This window comes from Mesorhizobium sp. M0954, from assembly GCF_040319155.1.
Lineage (GTDB): Bacteria > Pseudomonadota > Alphaproteobacteria > Rhizobiales > Rhizobiaceae > Mesorhizobium.
Genome location: NZ_JAMYNR010000024.1, coordinates 59,319 through 81,991, shown reverse-complemented (window position 1 = coordinate 81,991; position 22,673 = coordinate 59,319). Strand labels below are relative to the sequence as shown.

Below are 22,673 nucleotides of genomic sequence, written 5' to 3'. Positions count from 1 at the left end.
AAATGGCCGTGCAGCTGTGCGGTGTTGACGTGCGGACAGGCGCGCTTACACTTAAATCGATTCAGGCGCCCCCGAGCTGGCCAACCACTTTCGCGAACATGGACGATCAGGCAAAAGGACCCAGGAAAGACAGAGCCGCCGTCAAGGCCGACGAAGTCAAAGTGGACCTGATCGCCTTTGTCGTCGCCGTAAACGACAGTGAACCCTGTGTCCTCACCATCGGCCAGGCGGACACCCTTCCCTCCGGACCATTTGCGCTTGAGCACCGATCGCTGCAATCCGGTTTGAGGGGGTGGGTCGAGCAGCAGACCGGCCATCCCCTGGGGTATATTGAGCAACTCTACACCTTCGCGGATCGGGATCGCATCGGCGCCGAGCGCCAGCAGCGCGTCATCTCCATCAGCTATCTCGCATTGACCCGCAAGGAACAGGCAGCTGGCTCGCCCAAGTGCGGCTGGCAGAGCTGGTATGAATATTTTCCATGGGAGGACCACCGCTCCGGCACGCCTCCGGTCGTGCTGGACGTTCTGCGACCGCGCCTGATTGAATGGGCAGACGGCGTCAGCGACGCGGCCACGCGACGTGAACGCTGGCAGCGGGCGACGATAGCCTTCGGCTTCGACGACCGCCTTTGGAACGAGGAACTCACGCTTCAACGCTATGAGTTAGTCTACGAAGCAGGCCTGGTCCAAGAGGCCGGAAGCGGACGGGACGCGACGCTGCCTCCGCTGGTGCCCAGCAAGTCTATGGTCGCCGATCATCGCCGCATCGTGGCGACCGGCATTGCGCGGCTGCGCTCCAAGATCAAATACCGGCCGGTCGTCTTTGAGCTGATGCCGCCGGTCTTCACGCTTTTGCAGCTGCAGCGAACCGTGGAGGCGCTTGCCGGCAGGCTCGTGCGTAAGCCGAACTTTCGCCGGCTGATCGAGCAGCAGGAGCTGGTCGAAGAGACCGGAGAGGCAACCGCGGAGACCGGCGGCCGGCCAGCGAAGCTTTACCGGTTCCGCCACGCCGTTCTCGACGAGAGGGTCATCGCCGGGACAAAATTGCCGCTGGCGCGGGGTTGACATCGCTTATACTCACAGCAAGTATATGCTGGTTATTTTCAACTAGAGTATAAGCTGGAGGGGTCGATGAGCGCCGTGCTGCCTGCGACCGCGTTTCTCTACGAGCGCGTCCGACGAGTGATCCCGCCGATCGAATGGCCGGCTTTCGTCGAGGATATCGAGGCGATCCTTGCACTGAAGCGCGAGCGCAACGCCATCATCCTGGCGCACAACTATCAGACCCCCGAGATCTTCCATTGCGTGGCCGACATCGTCGGCGACAGCTTGGCACTGGCCCGCACGGCTGCGACGATCGAGGCGCAAGTCATCGTGCTGGCCGGCGTACATTTCATGGCCGAAACGGCCAAGCTGCTCAATCCGCAAAAGACGGTGCTCATTCCCGACCTGCGGGCAGGCTGTTCGTTGGCGGAATCGATCACGGCAGAAGACGTGCGCTTGATGCGCCAGCGTTATCCCGGCGTGCCGATCATCACTTATGTCAACACGTCGGCCGAAGTGAAAGCCGAGTCGGATATCTGCTGTACATCCGGCAACGCCAAGGCGGTCGTCCAATCCCTTGGCGTTCCCCAGGTGATCATGTTGCCGGACGAATATCTGGCCCAGAATATCGCCGCCCAGACCGATGTGCAGATCATCGCCTGGAAAGGGCATTGCGAGGTGCATGAGCGCTTTACACCGGCCGACATCCGCGAGTTGCGCGAAAGCCATCCCGGCGTGATCGTGCTCGCGCATCCCGAATGCCCGCCCGACGTCGTGGCTGAAGCAGATTTTTCCGGCTCGACCGCTGCCATGTCCGACTATGTCGAAAGGCAAAGGCCGGCACGTGTCGTGCTGATGACGGAATGTTCGATGAGCGACAACGTCGCGTTAGCGCACCCAGAGGTCGAGTTCATCCGGCCCTGCAATTTGTGCCCGCACATGAAGCGGATCACGCTTGCCAACATCCGCATGGCGCTCGAGCAGAACCACCATATCGTAACCATCGAACCCGGGATCGCCGGGCGCGCGCGGCTTGCGGTCGAACGGATGCTGGCAATTTGAGCGCCGATGTCCGCAGCATCTTCGGGCGGCCGATCATCATCGGCGGCGGCATCGCCGGACTGATGACCGCGCTTCAACTGGCGCCGGAGCCGGTGCTGCTTCTGTCCAGGACGCTGCTGGGAGCTGACAATTCGAGCACGTGGGCACAGGGTGGTCTGGCTGCAAGTTTCGGCGAAGACGACGATCCGGAACTGCACCTGGCCGATACGCTTGCCGCCGGGGATGGTCTCTGCGACACAGACGTGGCGAGCCGCATCCTCCAAGCCGCGCCCAAGGCGATAGAGGGGCTTGCGGGCTTTGGGGTTCCCTTCGACCGTACGTCGAAAGGATCACTGTGCCTCGGATTGGAGGCCGCACACAGCCGACGTCGCATCGTTCATGCGCATGGTGACGGCACCGGGCGTGAGATCATGCGTGCCCTGATCGCGGCTGTGCGTTCCACTCCGTCGATTGTTGTCGTGGAGGGCGTGGAAGCGCGCCGACTGGCGGTGCGAGAGAATGCGATCCGAGGCGTCTGGGCGAGCGGTTCGATAGGACCTGTCTTCTTCGGCTCACGGCGGGTCGTCCTCGCCACCGGTGGGATCGGGGGACTGTTTCTCGACACCACCAATCCTTCGGGCAGTTGCGGACAGGGCCTGGCGCTTGCGGCCCGCGCTGGAGCTGTCCTTGCCGACCTCGAGTTCATCCAGTTCCACCCGACCGCGCTTGACGGCCCGGAACGCCCTATGGCGCTGGTCAGCGAGGCCGTCCGCGGCGAAGGTGCTGCCCTGATCGACGAAACCGGCCAGGCTTTTCTCCAGAGCGTGTCAGGGGCGGAACTTGCGCCTCGTGATGTCTTGGCGCGCGCCGTCTGGAACCATCTTGCCAACGGCCACCGTGTTTTTCTAGACGCGCGGCAACGGCCTGGCCCGGAATTTGCTCGACACTTCCCGACAATCGCATCAGCCTGTCGTGGAGCCGGCATCAATCCCGCGCGCGATCTCATCCCCATTCGTCCGGCCCAACACTACCACATGGGTGGCGTTGCCGTGGACGGCTCCGGTAGGACCTCCGTCAAGGGGCTGTGGGCCTGCGGCGAAGTCGCTTCGACAGGACTGCATGGCGCCAACAGGCTCGCCAGCAATTCCTTGACCGAGGCCGTCGTGTGCGCGCGCTGGGTCGCTGAAAGTGTCGCCGGAACGCCTGCTCGCAGAACAAAGCCTGCGTTTGCGGACGTTTACCCATCGCCCGCGCCGACACCCGTGCGTGTTTTCCTGTCGCGCGCACTCGGCATCGTCCGGAATGGTGAAGGTTTGAAAGCAGCCGCATATGCCTTGTTGCCGCTCGCCGAAAGCAAGGACGCGGCCTCGGATCCGGCGGCTGTCGGGCTAATGATCGCGGTTGCCGCCCTGTTGCGCGAAGAAAGCCGCGGCGCTCATTACCGGACAGACTTTCCTCATCATGCGACTGTCGCCCGACGGTCCGAAATCACCCTCGAAGCCGCCTTGGCCGCTGCGCGGGAACTCGGACACTCGCCAAGCCTCGAAGGGGCAAAGTGATGACGCTCTCACCGCTTCCCACGGTCATGCTTGAGCCGCTTGTAAGGGCAGCTCTTCTTGAAGACCTTGGCAGAGCCGGCGACTTGACCACGGAGGCCATCGTGCCGAAGGCACACCAAGCGGGAACCGTGCTGGCGGCGCGCCAGTCCGGAGTTGTCGCCGGCCTCGATCTGGCGATGCTCGCTTTCCGCTTGATTGATCCTGATGTCGAAATTTCGGTGGAGCGGGCAGACGGCTGCAATGTCATGGATGGAGAGGTCATTGCATCAGTGGTTGGCCCTGCCCGGGCCATTCTCACAGCCGAACGGACGGCACTCAATTTTTTGTGCCATCTGAGCGGCATCGCTACAGCAACGGCATCGATCGTCGCTGCGGTTCGTGGATATGGCGCGAAGATCGTCTGCACGCGCAAGACGACGCCCGGATTGCGGGCAGTCGAAAAATATGCCGTGCGCGCAGGTGGCGGATCCAATCACCGCTTCGGCCTCGACGACGCAATTCTGATCAAGGACAACCACATCGCCATCGCAGGCGGCGTTCGCCCGGCGCTCGAGCGAGCACGAAGACGGGCCGGTCATCTCGTCAAGATCGAAGTCGAGGTCGATACGCTGGCCCAGTTGGAGGAGGTACTTGGCTTCGCTCCCGATGCGGTTCTGCTCGACAACATGTCCCTCGCCGATCTTCGCCGCGCCGTCGCAATCGTTGGCGGCCGTGCTATCACCGAGGCTTCTGGCGGGATCGCATCCGATACAGCGCGAGCGATTGCCGCGACCGGCGTCGATCTGATTTCGGTCGGCCGACTGACCCACAGCGCGCCGATCCTGGATATCGGCCTCGACTATTGCGGCTCATGATTGTCTGAGGAACGGACAGGATCGAATCAACTGTCCTTTCCGATCGTCGTCAATCAGACAGCAAAGCAAGGCAGAACCGGAGGAACAGCATGGACATGCAAACAGCCAGTCCAACGCAGACATCGCCACAGGCTCAATCCCCTGACCCTGGAGCGTGGACCCTGGAGAAGGCTCAGGCACTTCACGATGCCCCCTTCAACAATCTCCTCTTCCTCGCGCAAACCGTGCACCGCCAGAATTTCGATCCCAACAAGGTCCAGCTCAGCCGGCTGCTCAGCATCAAGACGGGCGGATGCCCGGAGGATTGCGGCTATTGTAGCCAGTCGGCGCATCACGAGACCGGCCTGAAGGCGTCGAAGCTGATGGAGGTCCGGCGCGTCGTCGCCGAGGCGACCAAGGCGCGTGACGCCGGCGCAACCCGCTATTGCATGGGCGCGGCCTGGCGAAACCCCAAGGCGCGCGACATGGATGCGCTGGTGGCGATGGTCGAAGGCGTCAAGGCGCTGGGCATGGAGACCTGCATGACGCTCGGCATGCTCGATCTTGAGCAAGCCGCTCGACTGAAGCAGGCTGGTCTCGACTTTTACAACCACAACATCGATACGTCGGAACGCTACTATAGCGAGATCATCAGCACGCGGAGCTTTGCCGAGCGGCTCGAGACGCTCGAGCACGTTCGCCAATCCGGCATCAAGGTCTGCTGCGGCGGCATTGCCGGCATGGGCGAGGAGCCGGTGGACCGGATCGGCATGCTGGTGACGCTGGCCAACCTGCCGGAACATCCGCAAAGCGTTCCGATCAACATGCTGATCCCGATCCCCGGCACCCCGCTTGCCGACGCCAAGCCCATCGAGCCGATCGAATTCGTGCGCGTGATCGCGCTGGCGCGCATCATGATGCCGAAATCGCATATCCGTCTTTCCGCCGGCCGTACGGCCATGACCGACGAGATGCAGGCGCTGTGCTTTTTTGCCGGCGCCAACTCGATCTTCGTCGGCGACACGCTGCTGACGGCGAACAATCCCGGTGAGGACAAGGATACCCTGCTGTTCCGGCGCCTTGGCATCGAGCCGATGGAACTCGAGGCGCAATGAACGGGGCACCACTTTCCCGCTATGAGGCGACCTTGCAGGGACTGGCGCGCAAGGACCGGCTGCGGACGCTGAAGCCGCGCGCCGGGCGCGACTTCTCGTCGAACGACTATCTCGGGCTTGCCGCTTCCAAAAGACTTGGCGAAGCGGTTGCGGCGGCGATTGCGCGGGGCACGCCGGTTGGCGCCACCGGGTCGCGGCTGTTGCGCGGCAATGCACCGGAACACGAGCAGCTCGAGGCAGACGCGGCGGCGTTCTTCGGCGCGAACCGCGCGCTGTTCTTCGGCAGCGGCTACATCGCCAACTTCGCTCTGCTGACTGCGCTGCCGCAGAAGGGCGATCTTTTGGTCCTCGATGAGCTCGCCCATGCCAGCATGCATGAGGGGGCACAGGCCGGACGTGCCGAGTTCAAGCTGGCCGCGCACAACGACGTCGATGCTGTCGACGATGCGATCAAGCGTTGGCGCGCCGAAGGCGGCATGGGATGCGTCTGGATCGCAGTGGAAAGCCTTTACAGCATGGATGGCGACTGCGCGCCTTTGGAGAGCCTGGCCGCGCTTGCCGATCGGCACAACGCATTCATCATCGTTGACGAGGCGCATGCCACCGGCGTCTGGGGACCGGACGGCCGGGGGCTGGCCGCCGCTTTCGAGGGCCGCGACAACATCGTCGCGCTCCACACCTGCGGCAAGGCGCTCGGCGCATGTGGTGGGCTCGTGACCGGGCCGAGGACACTGTGCGAGTATCTGATCAACCGTTGCCGGCCATTCATCTACGCCACCGCGCCATCGCCGCTGATGGCGGTCGCGGCGCGCGAAGCGCTCGCAATGCTCGCCGACGAGCCTATGCGCCGTGTTCAGCTGCATGAACGCGTTGCCCTCGCAGGCCGCCAACTGGCCGATCGCTGCGGCGTGATACCAAGCGGCTCGCAGATCCAGCCAGTTGTCATCGGCGACGTCAGCCGCACCATGGCAGTGGCGGCGCGCCTGCAGGGCCGCGGCTTCGACATACGCGGCATTCGTCCGCCGACCGTACCCGAGGGCACGTCGCGGCTGCGCATCTCACTGACGCTCAATATCGGCGAAGCCGACATTTCCGCCATGGTCGAGGCGCTCGTCGAGGCGTTGGCCCAGACATGACCGGAGGCGACATGACCAAGCGCATCGTCATCACCGGAACAGACACCGGAATTGGCAAGACGGTGTTTTCGGCCGGGCTTGCCGGCCTGCTTGACGGTTTCTACTGGAAGCCGGTGCAATCGGGCCTCGACGGCGAGACCGACAGCGAGGCGGTTGCGCGACTTGCCGGGCTGCCGTCGGGGCGCGTGCTGCCGGAAGCCTACCGCTTGAAGAGCCCGCTTTCGCCGCATCGTTCGGCCGAAATCGACGACGTTTCGATCGAGGCTGCCGATCTTTCGTTTCCGGTCCTGCCGACACCGCTCGTCATCGAAGGCGCCGGCGGGCTGATGGTGCCGCTGAACCGCCGGACAAGGTTCATCGACATATTCGAGCAATGGCACTTGCCGGTCATTCTGTGCGCCCGCACCGCGCTCGGAACAATCAATCACACCCTGCTGTCGATCGAGGCACTGCGGGCGCGCGCTATCCCGCTGGCTGGCATCGCCTTCATCGGCGATGAGATGACCGATACGCAACGGACGATCGTGGAATTCGGCGACGTGCCGCAACTCGGCAGGCTGCCGCACCTCGATCCGCTGACGGACAAAACGCTGAGACAAGCGATGCTTGCCGGCTTCGACCTCGCTTTGATTGCCGGAGGCGAATGATGCCGCAATCCCGTGTGTGGCACCCCTTCACCCAGCACGCGCTCGAGCCGGCGATCCCTGAAATCGTCCTGACTGAAGGCGCCTATCTCCACAAAGCCAATGGCGAGCGCATTCTGGACGCCATTTCCTCCTGGTGGGTCGTCACCCATGGCCACCGCCATCCCCGCATTATGAAGGCAATCGAGACGACCGCCTCGAGCCTCGACCAGATCATCTTCGCAGGTTTCACGCACGAGCCTGCCGAATGCTTGGCCAAGGCGCTTGTCGGACTCGCTCCCGCCGGACTCGACTGGGTGTTCTATTCCGACAGCGGCTCGACCAGCGTCGAAGTCGCGCTGAAGATGGCGCTCGGCTATTTCCGCAACATCGGCGCGCCTCGCTCGCGCATCGTCGTCATGGAGCACAGCTATCACGGCGACACGATCGGCACGATGAGCGTCGGTGCCCGTGGCGTGTTCAACGCCGCCTACGAACCCTTGCTGTTCGAGGTCGACACCATTCCCTTCCCGGCCGCCGGCCGCGAGCAGGAAACGCTGGATAGATTCGAGGCCGTCAGCCGCGACCGGCGCGCCGCCGCGCTGATCGTCGAACCGCTCGTGCTTGGCGCCGGCGGCATGCTGATGTATCCGGCCTCGGTTGTGACCGGATTGAAGAAGATTGCCGAAGCCTCCGGCACGCTGCTGATCGCCGATGAGGTGATGACCGGCTGGGGACGCACCGGAACCATGTTCGCCTGCGAACAGGCATCGATCTCTCCTGATATCCTTTGCACCTCGAAAGGCTTGACCGGTGGCACCATCCCGCTCGCGGCCACGCTCGCCACCGATGCCATCTTCCAGGCCCACTATTCCGACGATCGGAAGAAGACTTTTTTCCACTCGAGTTCCTACACCGCCAATCCGATTGCCTGTGCGGCAGCACTTGCCAATGTCGAGATCTGGCGCGACGAGCCGGTGACCGAGCGGATCGCGGCCTTGAGCGCGAAGCAGGCCGCCGGGCTTCAACGCTTTCGCGATAATGCCAACTTCACCGACAGCCGGGCGATCGGCACGATCCTGGCTCTCGACCTGCGCGCCGGCTCTGCCGGCTATCTGGCCGAGATCGGACCTAAGCTGCGGGCATTTTTCCTCGAGCTCGGCCTGCTTGTGCGCCCGCTCGGCAATGTCCTTTATCTCCTGCCGCCCTATTGCATCACCGGCGACGAGCTCGATCGGCTCCATGACGCCATCGAGGAGGCCGGCGAACGTTTCGGTTCGAGGCCATGAGCAGGTCGTCGCGCATTCTCGGGTTTGGCCATCATGCGCCTGGCCGAAAGGTGGCGAATGCCGAGATCGAGAGCGATCTCGGGCTCGAACCCGGCTGGATCGAGCGGCGCACCGGAATTCGTTCGCGCTTCTGGACAACGGACGAAGACACGCTGTCTGGCTTGGCCACGCAAGCCGGCGACATCGCTTTGGCGAACGCCGGCATTGCGCGCCACGACATCGGTCTGCTGCTGCTTGCCACCTCGACGCCCGATCACCTCCTGCCGCCCAGCGCGCCTCTGGTCGCACATCGGCTGGGGCTCGGCCGCGCCGGCGCTGTCGATCTGACCGGCGCCTGCGCCGGCTTCATCTATGCGCTGATGTTTGCGGACGGATTTACCCGCCTGCACGGCAAAGCGAGCCTTGTTATCGCCGCCAATATCCTCAGCCGCCGCATCAATCCCTCTGAGCGCGCCAGCGCCGTGCTGTTTGCCGATGCCGCCGGCGCCGTCGTGATCGGTCCGTGCGAGGATACTGATCGGGGGATTCTCGGTGCCTCCGTGGATTCGGACGGCTCGCGATACGGCCTGATCCAGATTCCCGCAGGAGGAAGCAACATCCCGTTCCACGGTGACCTCGACCTCGCGCAAACCCGAATGACGATGACCGACGGCCGCGAAGTGTTCGCAAAGGCCGTCGAGATGATGACCGATTGCTCGATAAGCGCGCTAGCCGCTGCCGGAGTGCGACCACAGGATGTCGACCGGTTCGTGCCGCATCAGGCCAATGCTCGCATTTTCGATGCGGTCGGACGAAACCTCGGCGTTGCCGATCACCTGATCGTCAAAACGATCGCCGAATATGGCAACTCTTCCGCCGCGACGATCCCGCTCTCACTGTCGCTCGCCAATCAAGCGGAGCCGTTTCGGCCGGGCGAGAAAATACTCCTGGCGGCGGCAGGTGCGGGACTCAGCGGCGGGGCGCTCGTCGTCGGGATTTAGCATAGCGAAGCTGCTCAACATCAGGACTGGCTCCGTGAGATGAATAGGACAACGGGACCAATGCGAAAAATAGTCGCCGGCAAGCTGCACGGCATCCACGTCACCGAAGCAAACCTCAACTACCACGGTTCGATAACGCTCGACCCTGACCACTGCGAAGAAGCCGGGATCCTTGCCAATGGATTCGTGGAGACATGGAGCAAGACTTCCGGCGCGCGGATTTCGACCTATGTCATTCTGGGCAAACGCGGCTCGCGATGCTGCATCCTCAACGGAGCGGCCGCCCGCACCTGCCAGCCAGACGACCAGATCATTGTCTGCAACTCCATCTACCTTGACGAAGCGCATATCACCTCGCTGAAGCCGCGGGTCGTTACGTTCGTCATCAACAATGTCGTCGGCTTCTCGCCGATGGCAATACGCTGACGCGGACGGCGTTGACGATTACATCGGCAGAGGCGCTTCAGCAGAACTTTCGCCGGTTGATGGAGCAGCAGGAACTGGTGGAGGAGACCGGCGAAAGTGCTTTTGATACCGGCGGCCGGCCGGCGAAGCTTTATCGCTTCCGCCACCATGTCCTCGACGAAACGGCGGTCGCCCGGACAAAATTGCCGCTGGCGCGGGCTTGACATCCTTTATACTCAACGTAGAAATATACCCTTATAATCAATTCGATTATAACGAGAAATTCATTCGCACCGTCCGAACCCACGGTCTCGCTCGGGAAGCCGTATGAGTGGATCGAAGTGATCTTGTAAATGAAACGCCCGAGGACGGGCTTTCAACCTTTGTCGTGAAGGAGGTGCCGCGCGAGTGGGCCAATGCCTTGCGGCAACGGTGAAGGATGTATACCGCCAGTAAACGCGTGCGTCAAAGTCGCTGTCGAATGTACAGTTCGTCTAAATGTGCAATACGTTCGATTTGTGCAAGTAACACTTGGAAAAGTGTTGCATAAAAGAAACGTCTAATTATATAAAGCTGGCAAGCTAAACTTTAAACTTGCACAAATGAGCGTCGCGGATAGCGTCCCACTGTGAAGCGTGCACTGCGATGTGCGTCTGTTTCGATCGTGGGGGCAAGACGGTCGTCCATTGATGTTCTTCCCTTTTTTATTGAGAGGCAAAAGTTGAAGCCGCAAGACGGCTGCTAGGTTGCGCGCATACGAAAACGCAACACATCGCCGTCCCCCAAACTTCATGTCTTCAACGCTCTTTCGGAGGCTTGCTGAGGGAATGCTATTGGGAAAGCCAGATATGTCCGCGTCGAATGATCTTGGGGATGAAAAACGCCAGACCGAGCTTTCAAGCTTTGTCATGAGGGAGGTGCAGCGCATTCTTGCCCAATGCGATGAGGCGAAGCAGGGTGACAAGGCTGCTGTTGCGCCTTCGGGTTCTCCTTCCAACGAATTGACCGCCGTGGCCGCCGAATTTCTTGGTAGGCTCGAGGCCGAAGCAGCGCGACGGCTAAACGCCCAGGCGGGTGAGATCGCTTCGCGACCACGGGCAGCCGATCATCCGCTCGGGCATCCGGTTCTGAAAGATTGCCCGAGAGAAGGCGCGCGCATTGCAGAATGGGCCGGTCCAGTTGCGGGGTCGACGCATCTTGAGAGACGTTTTGGAATACCGCGGTCCACTTTGTACTGGTGGCAGCGACACAATGATGTGGTTGCCTTTCGGAGAGGCTCCCGGAAGCATGTATTTCCCCTAGCTCAGTTCATCGACGGCAGGCCTATGCCCGGAATCAGGCAGGTCCTTTCCTCGATCTCCGATCCCAGACTGGCTTGGCTGTGGCTGATCAGCCCCTCGCCTCTTCTCAAGGGTCGCGTCCCTATCGAATTGCTCAGAGAAGGTATGAACACAGAAGTTGTTACATCCGCCGCCCAGGCTGTTTCTCTGATTGAATCTATCTGACAATTGGCCGGATGCCGATGGCTTTCCGCGCATTATGTAAGTGCGCACAAACAGATGTACCAATTGTGCGATTTGTTCAAATGTACAGTTGTTCAATTTGTGCAAGTAATACAATGGATTTAGTGACAATAATGCAACGGATACTTCTATATATGGTTGGCAAACGGAATTTGAACTTGCACTAATTCGCCCGGTGAATAGCGTTCGAGCCGGGAAGGATGCATTGCGATGCGCATCTTTTTCGATCGTGGGGACAGGGAGCGGTTCGTCCATCGACGTCCTCGCCCCTTTCAAAATCATTGAATGGAGATCAAGTATGAACATCAAGAGCCTTCTTCTCGGCTCAGCTGCGGCTCTGATCGCAGCTTCCGGTGCTCGCGCCGCCGACGCGGTGACGGTCGCCGAGCCGGAACCGGCAGAATACGTCAAGATCTGCGACGTGTACGGCTCGGGCTACTTCTACATCCCCGGCACCGAGACCTGCCTGCGCATCGGCGGCTATGTCCGCTACGACATCGGCGTCGGCGACGTTGGATCCTACGACGGGGCGCGGACCCACGACGTCCAAGACGGTAGCGACCAGGGCACCTGGCGCAAGAACGCCCGCTTTGACCTAAGGACTTGGACCGGCCAGGAAACCGAACTCGGTACTTTGAAGACATACACCGAGACCAAATTCAATTTCGGTAACCGCAACGCCTATTCGGGTCCCGACAGTCCCCAGAACTATGCCTTCAACAAGGGCATCACACTGAACTTCGCCTGGATCCAGCTTGGTGGCCTGCGCGTCGGTAAGGACGAATCGGCCTTCGATACGTTTATCGGCTATGCCGGCAACGTCATCAACGATACGCTCGTTCCCTACGGCGATTTTGACACCAACGTCGTGCAGTACTACTTCGACGCAGGCAATGGCTTCTCCGCCGTGGTATCGCTCGAAGAGGGTTCTGGCGTCGTCGGCACGATCGACAGCTACGTTCCGCATCTTGTCGGCGGCGTGAAGTACACGCAGGGCTGGGGCGCCATCACCGGCGTCGTGGCTTACGACAGCAACTACGAAGAGGTAGCCGGCAAGGTCCGCTTGGATGTGAACGCCACCAACGAACTGTCGCTGTTCATTATGGCTGGCTATGGGACCGACGACAACCTAACCGATGGGACCTACGCTATTCCTGCCGGCGGTCGCGGCTTCTACAAGCAGTGGGGTGGCAACTGGGCCGTCTGGGGCGGCGGCACCTACAAGTTCAACGAGAAGACCTCTTTCAACCTTCAGGCGGCGTATGACGAGTGGAAGAACCTCGGCATTGCTGCCAATGTCGCCTACGATATCGTTCCTGGTCTGACGATCACGGCCGAAGTCGACTATCTCCGCGCTGGCAAGTTCGGGGATGTGGACTTCTCTAACTGGACCAATGCCGACAAGAAGAACAGCGTCGGCGGTCTGCTCCGCTTCCAGCGCTCGTTCTGAGGATTGAAGAGCCCGTTGCCGCGTTCGGAGCGGTAACTGCGAGCCTAATTTGCGGCCGAACCATTGTGGTGAGGCTTGTAGAGGTTTCGGCGAATTGCTTGATCACGGACCTCCAATCCGAGCATTTCGTCGATGAGAAGGGCGCCCTGTTCCCGGGCGCCCTTTTTTAAGGGTTATCATCAGACTCTCTCCCGGGGGAACTGTGGGTAAGAAACAACGCATCGTCCTGCAGGCAGCTGTTTTGGCGTCTGCCTTTGGCTTTTTTTTGCTGATCCTGATCCTGCAGATGGTCAGTTTTTTGGTTGACTAGGCACGCGCAAGCGGGATGAATCGCGCAGAGACACGCGGAAGTTTTTTTCGCCAGCGAAACCCCGACGACCTGATGGGGAGTCACGCCAGCAGGGTGGGCGCCACGTCCAGTGCCACCGACCATGCGAGATGCCGATCGTTGGCGCGTCTGTCAGTTCGCGCGGCCATATTCATTCTGGTGCCGATCTGTTGCCTTTTCTGCTTTTCCCATGCGTTTTAGGCCGAGCCATTTGTGAAGCGGGCAGTCAATGGATCTGCGCCTCGCGATTGCCTGCCGTTGCCTGGTTGATCTGGGCGGCATAATCCGAGAGCGAACGCTGCAACCGCGGTTCGAATTGCGCGAAGTTGAACCGGACTTCATCCGCCGTCAGAAACTGGTGGGTTGCGCCGGGAAAGCCGGCGACCATCACAAGGTCGCCTTCCTTGATGCCTTCACAGGCTATGGGTAGCCAACTCTTCGGCCGGTAAGGCACATTGTCGCGCGCATATGGCCGGGAGGAACCATCAGGAGCGACATAGGCGCGATAAAAGCCGAAGTCGCCTGTGTGGCGCGGCCACATCCAGTTGTCCGTTTCGCCGCCGAAGGTTACCGATGCCGAGCGCGGGCGCATAGACAAGGCGCACGTCCTCGATTTCGAGCTTCTGCTGGAGATAGTAGGAGGCGCCGCCATAATAGGCCCCTACGTCGCAGCGGCGATTGGGCTGTCCTTCACATGCGGCGATCAGGGCCTTGCGGTTCGTGGCGAGCCGCTCATAGCGGGCAAACTCATTCAGCTTGTCCGAGACGCCCTTGAGCATTTCGGCGGTCACATCCCGCACGTCCTCGATCACATAGATCGGCTGCCTGGCGCCGCGGGCAATTCTTCACCCAGGGCTCTTCGCCAGAAAGCCGTCTGTGAGATAGCCCTGGCCCTCCTTGCTGTGGATTGGATGGATTCGAACACGCAGTGATGATTGGTTGCGACCAGCCCTTGTGGACTGACGAACGAGGCGGAGCATCCGCCCCGTGATACGATCGCGTTGAGCGGGTCAGCGTCCAGACGGCCCAGCTGGGCGGGATCGATCTGGAGCCCATCCGCGCGCATGGCCGCGCCCACTTCCGCAGTCTGGCCCGGCATCCACATACCTTCGTCCGCCGACGTAGCCTTGACCGTCCAGAGCAAGGCGATGGCAGTTGCTTTGGCCAAACATTTCAAATTCGAGTTCATGCTGACTGTCCCTCTCATCTTGCCTCCTGTTCTCCGCAGATTGGATTGGTGACCATCGGGTGGCCGGAGTCCTGGCGCCCGCGCGGCGGCCACACCGCAAATACCGAGTGGACCGTTAACGCAGGAATCCTGATGGCGCTCACCTCTCATTATATCGGTCGCGCGCAACGTTTGCGGATCATCCGCTGCACCGATCGTGCCAAATGAATAAGCCTTCAAATACAGATGGTGAGCCTCCCCATCCATGTCCTATCTCCGACGTCTTTCACGTAAAAGGCTCGGTGCTTCCACGCTCGTTTGCTCTTCGCCCGTCCCTCTTCCGTCTTGACTAGCAGGAGCCTACGGCCTATCTCACTGCCGCGTTAGCACTCGCTTCTGGTGAGTGCTAACCACGCTCCGGCAACGGAGAACCGTTCAACATCCGCACCAGGGAAATCCAAAAATGGCAAAGTCGAATTTCCGGCCGCTGCATGACCGCGTGGTCGTTCGCCGCGTCGAGTCCGAAGCGAAGACCGCCGGCGGGATCATCATCCCCGATACGGCGAAGGAAAAGCCGCAGGAAGGCGAGATCATCGCCGTCGGTTCCGGCGCCCGTGACGAGGTCGGCAAGCTCGTCCCGCTGGACGTCAAGGCCGGCGACCGCATCCTGTTCGGCAAGTGGTCGGGCACCGAAGTCAAGCTCAACGGCGAAGACCTTCTGATCATGAAGGAAGCGGACATCATGGGCGTCATCGGCTGACACGCCGCCGCCTTTCATCCGCACCATCCAATCTGAATTTCGGGCGAAATGCCCAGGAGTAAAAAATGGCTGCCAAAGACGTAAAATTCTCCCGCGACGCTCGTGAGCGCATGCTGCGCGGCGTCAACATCCTCGCCGACGCGGTGAAGGTCACGCTCGGCCCCAAGGGTCGCAACGTCGTCATCGACAAGTCGTTCGGCGCACCGCGCATCACCAAGGACGGCGTCACCGTCGCCAAGGAAATCGAGCTTGAGGACAAGTTCGAAAACATGGGCGCGCAGATGGTCCGCGAAGTTGCTTCGAAGACCAACGACATCGCCGGCGACGGCACCACCACCGCGACCGTTCTGGCACAGTCGATCGTCCAGGAAGGCCACAAGTCGGTTGCCGCCGGCATGAACCCGATGGACCTCAAGCGCGGCATCGACCTCGCCGTCGCCGACGTCGTCGCGACGCTGATCAAGAACGCCAAGAAGATCAAGACCTCGGAAGAGGTTGCCCAGGTCGGCACCATCGCCGGCAATGGCGATGTTTCGGTCGGCTCGATGATCGCGGAAGCGATGCAGAAGGTCGGCAATGAGGGCGTCATCACCGTCGAGGAAGCCAAGACCGCCGAGACCGAGCTCGAAGTCGTCGAAGGCATGCAGTTCGACCGCGGTTATCTCTCGCCCTACTTCGTCACCAACGCCGAGAAGATGGTTGCGGATCTGGAAGACGCCTACATTCTGCTCCACGAGAAGAAGCTCTCCAACCTGCAGGCCATGCTGCCGATCCTCGAGGCTGTCGTGCAGACCTCGAAGCCGCTGGTCATCATTTCGGAAGACGTCGAAGGCGAGGCCCTGGCCACGCTGGTCGTCAACAAGCTGCGCGGTGGCCTGAAAATCGCCGCCGTCAAGGCGCCGGGCTTTGGTGATCGCCGCAAGGCCATGCTGGAAGACATCGCTATCCTCACCGGTGGCCAGGTCATTTCCGAAGACCTCGGCATCAAGCTCGAGAATGTCGGCCTCAACATGCTCGGCCGCGCCAAGAAGGTGTCGATCTCCAAGGAGAACACCACCATCGTCGACGGCGCCGGCAAGAAGGAAGAAATCCAGGGCCGCGTCGCCCAGATCAAGCAGCAGATCGAGGAGACCACCTCGGACTACGACAAGGAGAAGCTGCAGGAACGTCTCGCCAAGCTGGCGGGCGGCGTTGCCGTCATCCGCGTCGGCGGTGCGACCGAGATCGAAGTCAAGGAAAAGAAGGACCGCGTCGATGACGCCCTCAACGCGACCCGCGCGGCCGTCGAAGAAGGCATCGTTCCCGGCGGCGGCGTCGCCCTGCTGCGCGCTTCGCTGGCCATCACCGTCACTGGCGCCAACTCCGACCAGACCGCCGGCATCGCCATCGTGCGTCGCGCGCTGCAGGCTCCGGCCCGTCAGATCGCGGCCAACGCCGGTGCGGAAGCATCGATCGTTGCCGGCAAGATCCTTGAGAACAAGGGGGCAACCTTCGGCTACAACGCCCAGACCGGCGAATATGGCGACATGATCGCCATGGGTATCGTCGATCCGGTCAAGGTTGTGCGCACGGCTCTGCAGGACGCGGCCTCGGTCGCCGGCCTGCTGGTCACCACCGAAGCCATGATCGCGGAGGCTCCGAAGAAGGAGTCGGTTGGCGGCGGCATGCCGGCTGGTATGCCCGGCGGTGGCATGGGCGGCATGGGCGGTATGGATTTCTAATCCAGCCCCCTATCAACCTACAGCGGAAAGGGCGGCAGCAATGCCGCCCTTTTTTGTGTGCCGAGCATGATCGACAGCTTTAGACGTGCAAGTCCTCTACCCAGCCTGATGGCGGCGAAGCGCAACGGCGTCGTCGTGAGACGGGGTCTGGCCGTGTCCTTTCGTTCAGCCGCTGGTCGAAACTCGTGCTGCCTTCCGCCGTGCCGTCGATCTTTACAGGGCTGAAGGCCTTGCCAACGGCTGGCAGACCCTGGTTGCGGTAGAACTCATCGCATCGTTCGAAAGGCTCCGATACCTGATCGCCTATGGTCGTCAGCTCTTTCAATTGGAACTCGTTCTTTCGGCCATGATCGTGGTCGGCCTGACCGGATTGGGACCCACGGCCTGCTCACGCTTGCCTAAAACCATCTGCAACGCTGGCGTCCGGAGACCCAGATGAGCCTGATCACGATTACAGGTCTGGATAGGCTGTCGCACGGCGCTTCCATCGCACCGCCGCCCTTCCGCTTCATCGGCCGACATCTGCGGCCGCTTGCGGAGCCGATGGCGCTGCTCGCGATTTTGGGAGTTGCTCGGCCCATGCCGGCGCTGCTGACCCACGTTTTCTACCGCGGCTGGAGAGGTGGTGGCCCGCGGCATGGCAGAGTCCAGCCGCGGTGGCCTCGGCTCCAATCTGCTGGCGAGCCTGGTGCGTGACCTGATCGGTTTCGTGTGTGGCAGTGTGGCGGAATCGCGCTTGGTCTGGTGATCGGATTTTACCGCCTCATCGAACGCCTGAGAGGCTCGTGGTCGCGGTTGTATTACCGCTATTACGTGACCTGATCACGTTGACGATGCCAGCACCTTCATTGGCCACTTTCTGGACCATGTACGTCACATCAGGCTCCCCCGCCCGATCGACACGAGCCGGCTCTGTAACCACGCCGCCGTCATATAGCGGTTCCACGACGGCACTGGCGGCAGTCGTCTTCTCAGCGGCTACTGGTGGACGTTTCAGCAGCCAACGAATCCGATGGTGGCAAGGACAGGCAGACCAAGCACCGCGTAAAAGCCGTACTCCGCTGGAGTTCGCCTCGGAAGTGGAGCGACAAGGGCCTGATTTGTCTTGCCATGCCGACATTATCAGCACGCTTTTCGAAGCCTCTGAATTCCTTAGTGTCCATCCCAGCTCGACCTCCGACCATCCCCATTTCCGGCTGCCCGCGGCACGACAGCCCTTGGCCTCTAGCTGCGCTCGAGCGGATCAGCGTGCCGTCCGCCTCCTCTGCCTGATCAAAATGTCTGCACCCATTTGGCAATGGCCGTTTCGCGCAAAAGTATTCCCCCGTGAGCCGGCTTTCCGAATTGGCTTAACTTCCAAATCTGTGGCTTTGCCTGCATTGCGGAGCGCGGAGTTCCGACCACTCGCCCAAGGGTATGCCATGGCGTTTCGTCTCTTTGTTCCGATCCTTGCCGGTGCAACGCTGCGCGAGCGGCTGCTCGCCTGCATCGGGGCCATGATCGGCATCGCATTGACTGGCGTGATCAGTGCGCTGGCGAACGGGTCTGGCCCACATGTCGCACTGCTGGTTGCTCCAATGGGAGCATCGGCCGTGCTGCTCTTTGCCGTGCCTTCAAGCCCGCTCGCGCAACCTTGGTCGATTATCGGTGGCAATACGATTTCGGCGCTGGTCGGGGTGATCGTGGCGCATTTCGTGCATGAACCCGTCCTTGCTACCGGCATTGCGGTGGCGCTGGCCATCGCCGCCATGTCGTTCACGCGCTGCCTGCATCCGCCGGGTGGCGCCGCCGCCTTAACCGCGGTGTTCGGCGGACCGGCCGTCTTCAGCTCGGGCTTGCTGTTTCCCTTCGTTCCGGTAGCGCTGAACTCGATCGTGTTGGTCGCACTCGGCTACGGCATCCATAAACTGTCGCGGCGCAACTATCCGCATGTGGCGGCCCCCGCCTTTAAAAGCGCGCATGGAACCATCGATCCGCCGGCGCGGGAGCGGGTCGGCTTCCAGCCCGAGGATGTCGATGCCGCGCTCGGCGCGCTGGAGGAAACCTTCGATATCGACCGCAACGATCTTGAGCGGCTGCTACGGCAGGTCGAGTTGCAGGCGATGGTGCGCTCCCACCGGACCCTGCTGTGCGAGGACATCATGTCGCGCGATGTGATTTCGGTCGATGAACATGCGCCTGCCGACCAGGCGCGGCATTTGCTGCTCGATCACAACATCCGGACGCTGCCGGTGACCGACGCCGAGGGCGGGCTGGTCGGTGTAGTTGGCCTGCGCGAGCTGACGAAGGCGACCGACACGGTGAGGGCTGTGATGTCGAAGGCTAGCACCGCCTCTCCCGATACACCGGCGATGAGCCTGCTGCCGGTGCTCACCGACGGCCGCAGCCATGCCGTGGTCATCGTCGATACCGAGCGACGCATTATTGGGCTGATCACCCAGACCGACCTGCTGGCAGCGGCAGCGCGCGTGCACATGGCCGACACAAGGCTGGCAGCGGCATAAAATAGTGATCCGGACTTGCTCAATCCGGGAACCCGATGGGGCGCCAATAGGATAGCGGTATTAAGTGCGGCCTTCCGCCTAAGACAATTCCTTTTTACGAGTAGATCAACCCTGAAACGCGACCGCGTGCTCAGGCATCTGGTTCACGTAGGCCAAGTACGACTGCAACAACGGAACACTCTTCAACCTTGCCGGTGGCCAGAGCCAGTCCGCTATGTCGACCAAAGGCGTGCGGACTACAAGTGCAACCATCTGGTGGACGGCTCCTCTGCAACGATGGTAGCGCGGTTCGCGTGTCCAAGGCTGGGTTGAAGCTCTACGTCGCGGGTTGAGTGATCGTTGGCAAGGGTCGCGGCTCAGACGCCGAGGACGCGGTTCGCAATTCCATGCAGGTGGTCCTTTCCTTTGGTTCCTGCATTTCGCCTCTGGTGAGGCGCCGCCGACTCCCGTCATGCATCACGCCGACGACCGGTGGCTTCCTTGCGCCAAGTCGGCTCTGTCGAACAGCGATGTCAACATGATCCTGAGTTCCGAGGGTTCGCCGCGCATCAATCCTATAACCTTGATGACGTTCCTGACTAGGAGGATGAGGCTGCTCCAACACGTCCACGGTGTTAGGAATTGCCATTGCACGAGTTGATCTCGGACTTCTTCGTCGCGCGTCGCCAATTTCCAGCCCAATACCGCGCCTACGCTTGGTACCCCAACCACGCGGCCTATCGCCCTCATGCCCACTTCGAGGACCCTCCAGGATCGGGCCTGTTCGGATAGGTGTGGGAGGCCGAGGCATCAGAGGGAACGGCCAGACGCTACCATGAGGATGCGCCATCTGCCGAAGAGCCGTACCGTTACCTTCGTCACTGTGCGGAACGCGGGGCGACCGTCGCGTCAGCCATCCGGCTTTGGGTGTCATTTCTCCCCTGGCGGAGTCCACCGCCCCGACAAGAGCCTGACCTTTGCCAGTCTTCTACGGGCAAGCGTTCACGCCAAAAGTTCAAAGCCGTGTCCATAACATTCAACAATGAAAGCCAGCCTCATCAGATCGAGCAGAAAGTCGTCGATGGCATGTGTGAGCGCGTCAGACTTTTGTTCAAGCTGAAGCAGCAAGGCGCGCGCCTCTTCGATCGCGGCCCGGCAACCGTCTGCGTTTATCAGGAATCAATCCTGTCTAAGATCTGCAAGCCCTCACCTCGCCCCAAGCCAGACTCAGCGCATCGAACGCCGTTGGAGAGAGTTTCCGACGAAAGAACATCGTCGCGTTTCGCGAAAAGGCATCGCTCGGCAAAGTGCCCGTTGATGAAGCATGCTGCGTCAAACGACAAGCAAGATCCGGGCTCCACCCAGTGATGTCTTCGAAGGCGGGGTGAGCCGGCTCGGGCATGCGGCTCGGCCGCAACCCTTAATCACGAGGAACTGTGCCGCAAGGCAAACAGTTTCTCTCTATTCTTCTAGCCGCCACGGTTCAGCCTAGATTACATGGGAAACGACAATAACGGAAAGCAAAGGGTCGCAAAATGAGTAGGGTGGCTGGATTAAACGAAGATTTGGCTGCACCAACGACCTTTGGGCCACTTTTGCAGCCCACCTTTCGTTCGATCTGGCTCGCCACGCAGGTTTCGAGTCTCGGCTGGCTGATGCAGACTGTCGCCATCAGCTGGCTGATGGCAACGATCTCGACTTCGGATCTGATGGTTGCGCTGGTGCAGGCATCATCGAACCTGCCCGCTTTCGTCTTGTCCGTCTTCGCCGGGGCTCTCGCCGACAATTTCAGCCGGCGCCGGGTCATGTTCGCCGGTCGGTGCCTTATGGTGATTGCGTCCGCGATGCTGACCGCGTCCGTGGCGCTGGGCTTTGTTAGTCCGTGGATGATCCTTGGCTTCAGCTTCTTGATCGCAAGCGGCGGTGCTCTCAATGATCCGGCCTGGCAAGCGTCGGTCGGCGATATCGTGGACCGACGCGATGTTCCCGCTGCCGTCACCCTGCTTTCTGTTGGCTTCAACACTGTCAGGACTGTGGGCCCGGCGCTCGGCGGCATTGTGGTTGCCTCATTCGGCCTCATGGCGGCATTCGCGGTGACCACGCTCACCTATTTCGTACCCTTGGTCACTATTTGGCGCTGCAAGTGGAAGGTTCGCTCGTCCCCTCTTCCACGCGAGTCGATGAGGACGGCGATCTATGACGGACTGCGCTTCACGGCGATGTCATCGGAAATCAAGGCAGCGATCGCGCGCGGAACCCTCTTTGGCTTGGCGAGCATCGCCATACTCGCGCTGCTGCCGCTGGTTGTCCGCGACCAGCTGGGAGGAGGTCCGCTCGCCTATGGCGCGCTCATGGCTGGCTTCGGGACCGGTGCCGTCTTCGCCGGCCTCTCCAACAGCCTGTTCAGACGGAGCTTGTCGCAAGAAAGGCTGATGAGGCTCTCCTGCCTCGCCTGCGCGGCGTGCTCCCTCTCCCTGGCGCTTACCTCTTCGATCGGCGTGGCGGCAATTGCACTTGCTTTGGGCGGCGCAGGCTGGGTCACCGCCTGGTCGGGGGTTGGCGTGAGCGTGCAGCTGGCGAGCCCGCGCTGGGTCGTGGGTCGCACAATCTCGATCTACTACGCATTGATAGACGGCGGCATCGCGGCCGGCAGCTGGGTATGGGGCACGGTTTCCCAGAACCATTCGCTGACCTGGGCGCTCGAGGGTTCCGCTGTAGCCCTTCTGATCGTCGCTGCAGCCGGCGTTCTGTTTCCTCTTCGAGAGCGCCGCGAGTCCGAGCCCGATCCTTTGGAGGAATTCGACGCCCCAGCTGTCGCTCTCAGTTTGAAGCCGAGAAGCGGCCCGATCGTGGTCAAGATCGAATATCTGATAGCCGAGAGAAATGTCGAGGCCTTCCTCGACCTCATGCGGCAGCGGCGTCATGTACACAGCCGCGTCGGTGCTCGGAACTGGACGCTCCAGCGCAACCTTCAGAAGCCTATGCAGTGGACAGAAACGTTCCGCACGCCGACCTGGACCGACTACCTTCGCCTCAATCATCGTCTCACGGAAGTAGACAAGGAACTGGACGAGCGTGTCTTCCAGTTACACGCGGGAGAAGAAGCGCCTCAAATGACGCTTTCGATTGAGCGGCCGACAAGCTCGGCCCGGAAACCCGACCAGTCAATCCTTCACCTTCCCCGTCATTGAAGCCTGACCTTCCCATATCTGG

General features: G+C 61.3%; 16 protein-coding genes and 3 pseudogenes. 17 read left to right on the top strand and 2 right to left on the bottom strand.

Features of this window, described 5'->3' with window-relative positions; translation table 11 throughout:
• Window positions 1-98 precede the first annotated feature (98 nt).
• From NKH93_RS26075 to NKH93_RS26015, 13 genes and pseudogenes are all read left to right on the top strand, one after another.
• The gene (locus tag NKH93_RS26075) at window positions 99-1,067 is read left to right on the top strand and encodes an NUDIX hydrolase (protein WP_023722073.1); all 969 of its coding nucleotides are present in this window, start codon (window positions 99-101) and stop codon (window positions 1,065-1,067) included.
• A gap of 66 nt (window positions 1,068-1,133) precedes the next feature.
• Window positions 1,134-2,108, top strand: a complete 975-nt coding sequence (gene nadA, locus NKH93_RS26070) for a quinolinate synthase NadA (RefSeq protein ID WP_352610560.1) — start codon at window positions 1,134-1,136, stop codon at window positions 2,106-2,108.
• Complete coding sequence (locus NKH93_RS26065; RefSeq protein WP_352876146.1) at window positions 2,105-3,646, top strand: L-aspartate oxidase; 1,542 nt, start codon at window positions 2,105-2,107, stop codon at window positions 3,644-3,646. Before nadA ends, NKH93_RS26065 begins: the two co-directional genes overlap by 4 nt.
• Window positions 3,646-4,500: a carboxylating nicotinate-nucleotide diphosphorylase gene (nadC, locus tag NKH93_RS26060; protein WP_352973329.1), complete on the top strand. Its 855-nt coding sequence runs from the start codon at window positions 3,646-3,648 to the stop codon at window positions 4,498-4,500. Before NKH93_RS26065 ends, nadC begins: the two co-directional genes overlap by 1 nt.
• Window positions 4,501-4,595: 95 nt before the next feature.
• On the top strand, window positions 4,596-5,594 hold the full coding sequence (bioB, locus tag NKH93_RS26055; protein WP_352973366.1) for a biotin synthase BioB: 999 nt from the start codon (window positions 4,596-4,598) through the stop codon (window positions 5,592-5,594).
• Window positions 5,591-6,730: an 8-amino-7-oxononanoate synthase gene (locus NKH93_RS26050; protein ID WP_352973325.1), complete on the top strand. Its 1,140-nt coding sequence runs from the start codon at window positions 5,591-5,593 to the stop codon at window positions 6,728-6,730. Before bioB ends, NKH93_RS26050 begins: the two co-directional genes overlap by 4 nt.
• 11 nt (window positions 6,731-6,741) lie before the next feature.
• Window positions 6,742-7,377: a dethiobiotin synthase gene (gene bioD, locus NKH93_RS26045; RefSeq protein ID WP_352529509.1), complete on the top strand. Its 636-nt coding sequence runs from the start codon at window positions 6,742-6,744 to the stop codon at window positions 7,375-7,377.
• Window positions 7,377-8,642, top strand: coding sequence for an adenosylmethionine--8-amino-7-oxononanoate transaminase (locus tag NKH93_RS26040; protein ID WP_352876136.1), 1,266 nt, complete (start codon window positions 7,377-7,379; stop codon window positions 8,640-8,642). Before bioD ends, NKH93_RS26040 begins: the two co-directional genes overlap by 1 nt.
• Window positions 8,639-9,622, top strand: a complete 984-nt coding sequence (gene bioZ, locus NKH93_RS26035) for a 3-oxopimeloyl-[acyl-carrier-protein] synthase BioZ (RefSeq protein ID WP_352973302.1) — start codon at window positions 8,639-8,641, stop codon at window positions 9,620-9,622. Before NKH93_RS26040 ends, bioZ begins: the two co-directional genes overlap by 4 nt.
• 60 nt (window positions 9,623-9,682) lie before the next feature.
• Window positions 9,683-10,015: pseudogene (gene panD, locus NKH93_RS26030) on the top strand (aspartate 1-decarboxylase); the annotation flags it as partial.
• A gap of 8 nt (window positions 10,016-10,023) precedes the next feature.
• A pseudogene (locus NKH93_RS26025) lies at window positions 10,024-10,251 on the top strand (NrtR DNA-binding winged helix domain-containing protein); the annotation flags it as partial.
• 624 nt (window positions 10,252-10,875) lie between these two features.
• Complete coding sequence (locus tag NKH93_RS26020) at window positions 10,876-11,532, top strand: antitoxin Xre/MbcA/ParS-like domain-containing protein (protein ID WP_352529505.1); 657 nt, start codon at window positions 10,876-10,878, stop codon at window positions 11,530-11,532.
• Window positions 11,533-11,848: 316 nt separating this feature from the next.
• Entirely contained in the window at window positions 11,849-13,000 is a 1,152-nt protein-coding gene (locus NKH93_RS26015; RefSeq protein WP_352474687.1) for a porin, read from the top strand.
• A 554-nt stretch (window positions 13,001-13,554) separates the two neighbouring features.
• On the opposite strand, the gene NKH93_RS26010 is transcribed toward NKH93_RS26015, so the two are convergent.
• Both NKH93_RS26010 and NKH93_RS26005 read right to left on the bottom strand, forming a co-directional pair.
• A complete protein-coding gene (locus NKH93_RS26010; RefSeq protein WP_352474685.1) occupies window positions 13,555-13,869 on the bottom strand; it encodes a S46 family peptidase in 315 nt (104 codons plus the stop codon).
• Window positions 13,814-14,394 (bottom strand): annotated as a pseudogene (locus NKH93_RS26005) (S46 family peptidase). Before NKH93_RS26005 ends, NKH93_RS26010 begins: the two are co-directional and overlap by 56 nt.
• A 565-nt stretch (window positions 14,395-14,959) precedes the next feature.
• On the opposite strand from NKH93_RS26005, the gene groES reads away from it, so the two are divergent.
• The 4 genes from groES (at window position 14,960) to NKH93_RS25985 (ending at window position 22,651) form a co-directional block, all read left to right on the top strand.
• Window positions 14,960-15,256, top strand: coding sequence for a co-chaperone GroES (groES, locus tag NKH93_RS26000; protein WP_352458515.1), 297 nt, complete (start codon window positions 14,960-14,962; stop codon window positions 15,254-15,256).
• A 65-nt stretch (window positions 15,257-15,321) separates the two neighbouring features.
• Window positions 15,322-16,977: a chaperonin GroEL gene (gene groL, locus NKH93_RS25995; RefSeq protein WP_352690226.1), complete on the top strand. Its 1,656-nt coding sequence runs from the start codon at window positions 15,322-15,324 to the stop codon at window positions 16,975-16,977.
• A 1,421-nt stretch (window positions 16,978-18,398) separates the two neighbouring features.
• On the top strand, window positions 18,399-19,481 hold the full coding sequence (locus NKH93_RS25990) for an HPP family protein (protein ID WP_352474840.1): 1,083 nt from the start codon (window positions 18,399-18,401) through the stop codon (window positions 19,479-19,481).
• A 1,514-nt stretch (window positions 19,482-20,995) separates the two neighbouring features.
• Window positions 20,996-22,651 carry an MFS transporter gene (locus tag NKH93_RS25985; protein ID WP_352823362.1) on the top strand — a complete coding sequence of 552 codons (1,656 nt, stop codon included), beginning with the start codon at window positions 20,996-20,998 and terminating at the stop codon, window positions 22,649-22,651.
• Window positions 22,652-22,673 lie beyond the last annotated feature (22 nt).

Bases quoted from the DNA above. Each gene is read 5' to 3' on its own strand.
- NKH93_RS26075 (WP_023722073.1), top strand. From the start codon at position 99: ATGGACGATCAGGCAAAAGGACCCAGGAAAGACAGAGCCGCCGTCAAG.
- nadA (WP_352610560.1), top strand. From the start codon at position 1,134: ATGAGCGCCGTGCTGCCTGCGACCGCGTTTCTCTACGAGCGCGTCCGA.
- nadC (WP_352973329.1), top strand. From the start codon at position 3,646: ATGACGCTCTCACCGCTTCCCACGGTCATGCTTGAGCCGCTTGTAAGG.
- bioB (WP_352973366.1), top strand. From the start codon at position 4,596: ATGCAAACAGCCAGTCCAACGCAGACATCGCCACAGGCTCAATCCCCT.
- NKH93_RS26050 (WP_352973325.1), top strand. From the start codon at position 5,591: ATGAACGGGGCACCACTTTCCCGCTATGAGGCGACCTTGCAGGGACTG.
- bioD (WP_352529509.1), top strand. From the start codon at position 6,742: ATGACCAAGCGCATCGTCATCACCGGAACAGACACCGGAATTGGCAAG.
- NKH93_RS26040 (WP_352876136.1), top strand. From the start codon at position 7,377: ATGCCGCAATCCCGTGTGTGGCACCCCTTCACCCAGCACGCGCTCGAG.
- bioZ (WP_352973302.1), top strand. From the start codon at position 8,639: ATGAGCAGGTCGTCGCGCATTCTCGGGTTTGGCCATCATGCGCCTGGC.
- NKH93_RS26020 (WP_352529505.1), top strand. From the start codon at position 10,876: ATGTCCGCGTCGAATGATCTTGGGGATGAAAAACGCCAGACCGAGCTT.
- NKH93_RS26015 (WP_352474687.1), top strand. From the start codon at position 11,849: ATGAACATCAAGAGCCTTCTTCTCGGCTCAGCTGCGGCTCTGATCGCA.
- NKH93_RS26010 (WP_352474685.1), bottom strand. From the start codon at position 13,869: ATGTGGCCGCGCCACACAGGCGACTTCGGCTTTTATCGCGCCTATGTC.
- groES (WP_352458515.1), top strand. From the start codon at position 14,960: ATGGCAAAGTCGAATTTCCGGCCGCTGCATGACCGCGTGGTCGTTCGC.
- groL (WP_352690226.1), top strand. From the start codon at position 15,322: ATGGCTGCCAAAGACGTAAAATTCTCCCGCGACGCTCGTGAGCGCATG.
- NKH93_RS25990 (WP_352474840.1), top strand. From the start codon at position 18,399: ATGGCGTTTCGTCTCTTTGTTCCGATCCTTGCCGGTGCAACGCTGCGC.
- NKH93_RS25985 (WP_352823362.1), top strand. From the start codon at position 20,996: ATGAGTAGGGTGGCTGGATTAAACGAAGATTTGGCTGCACCAACGACC.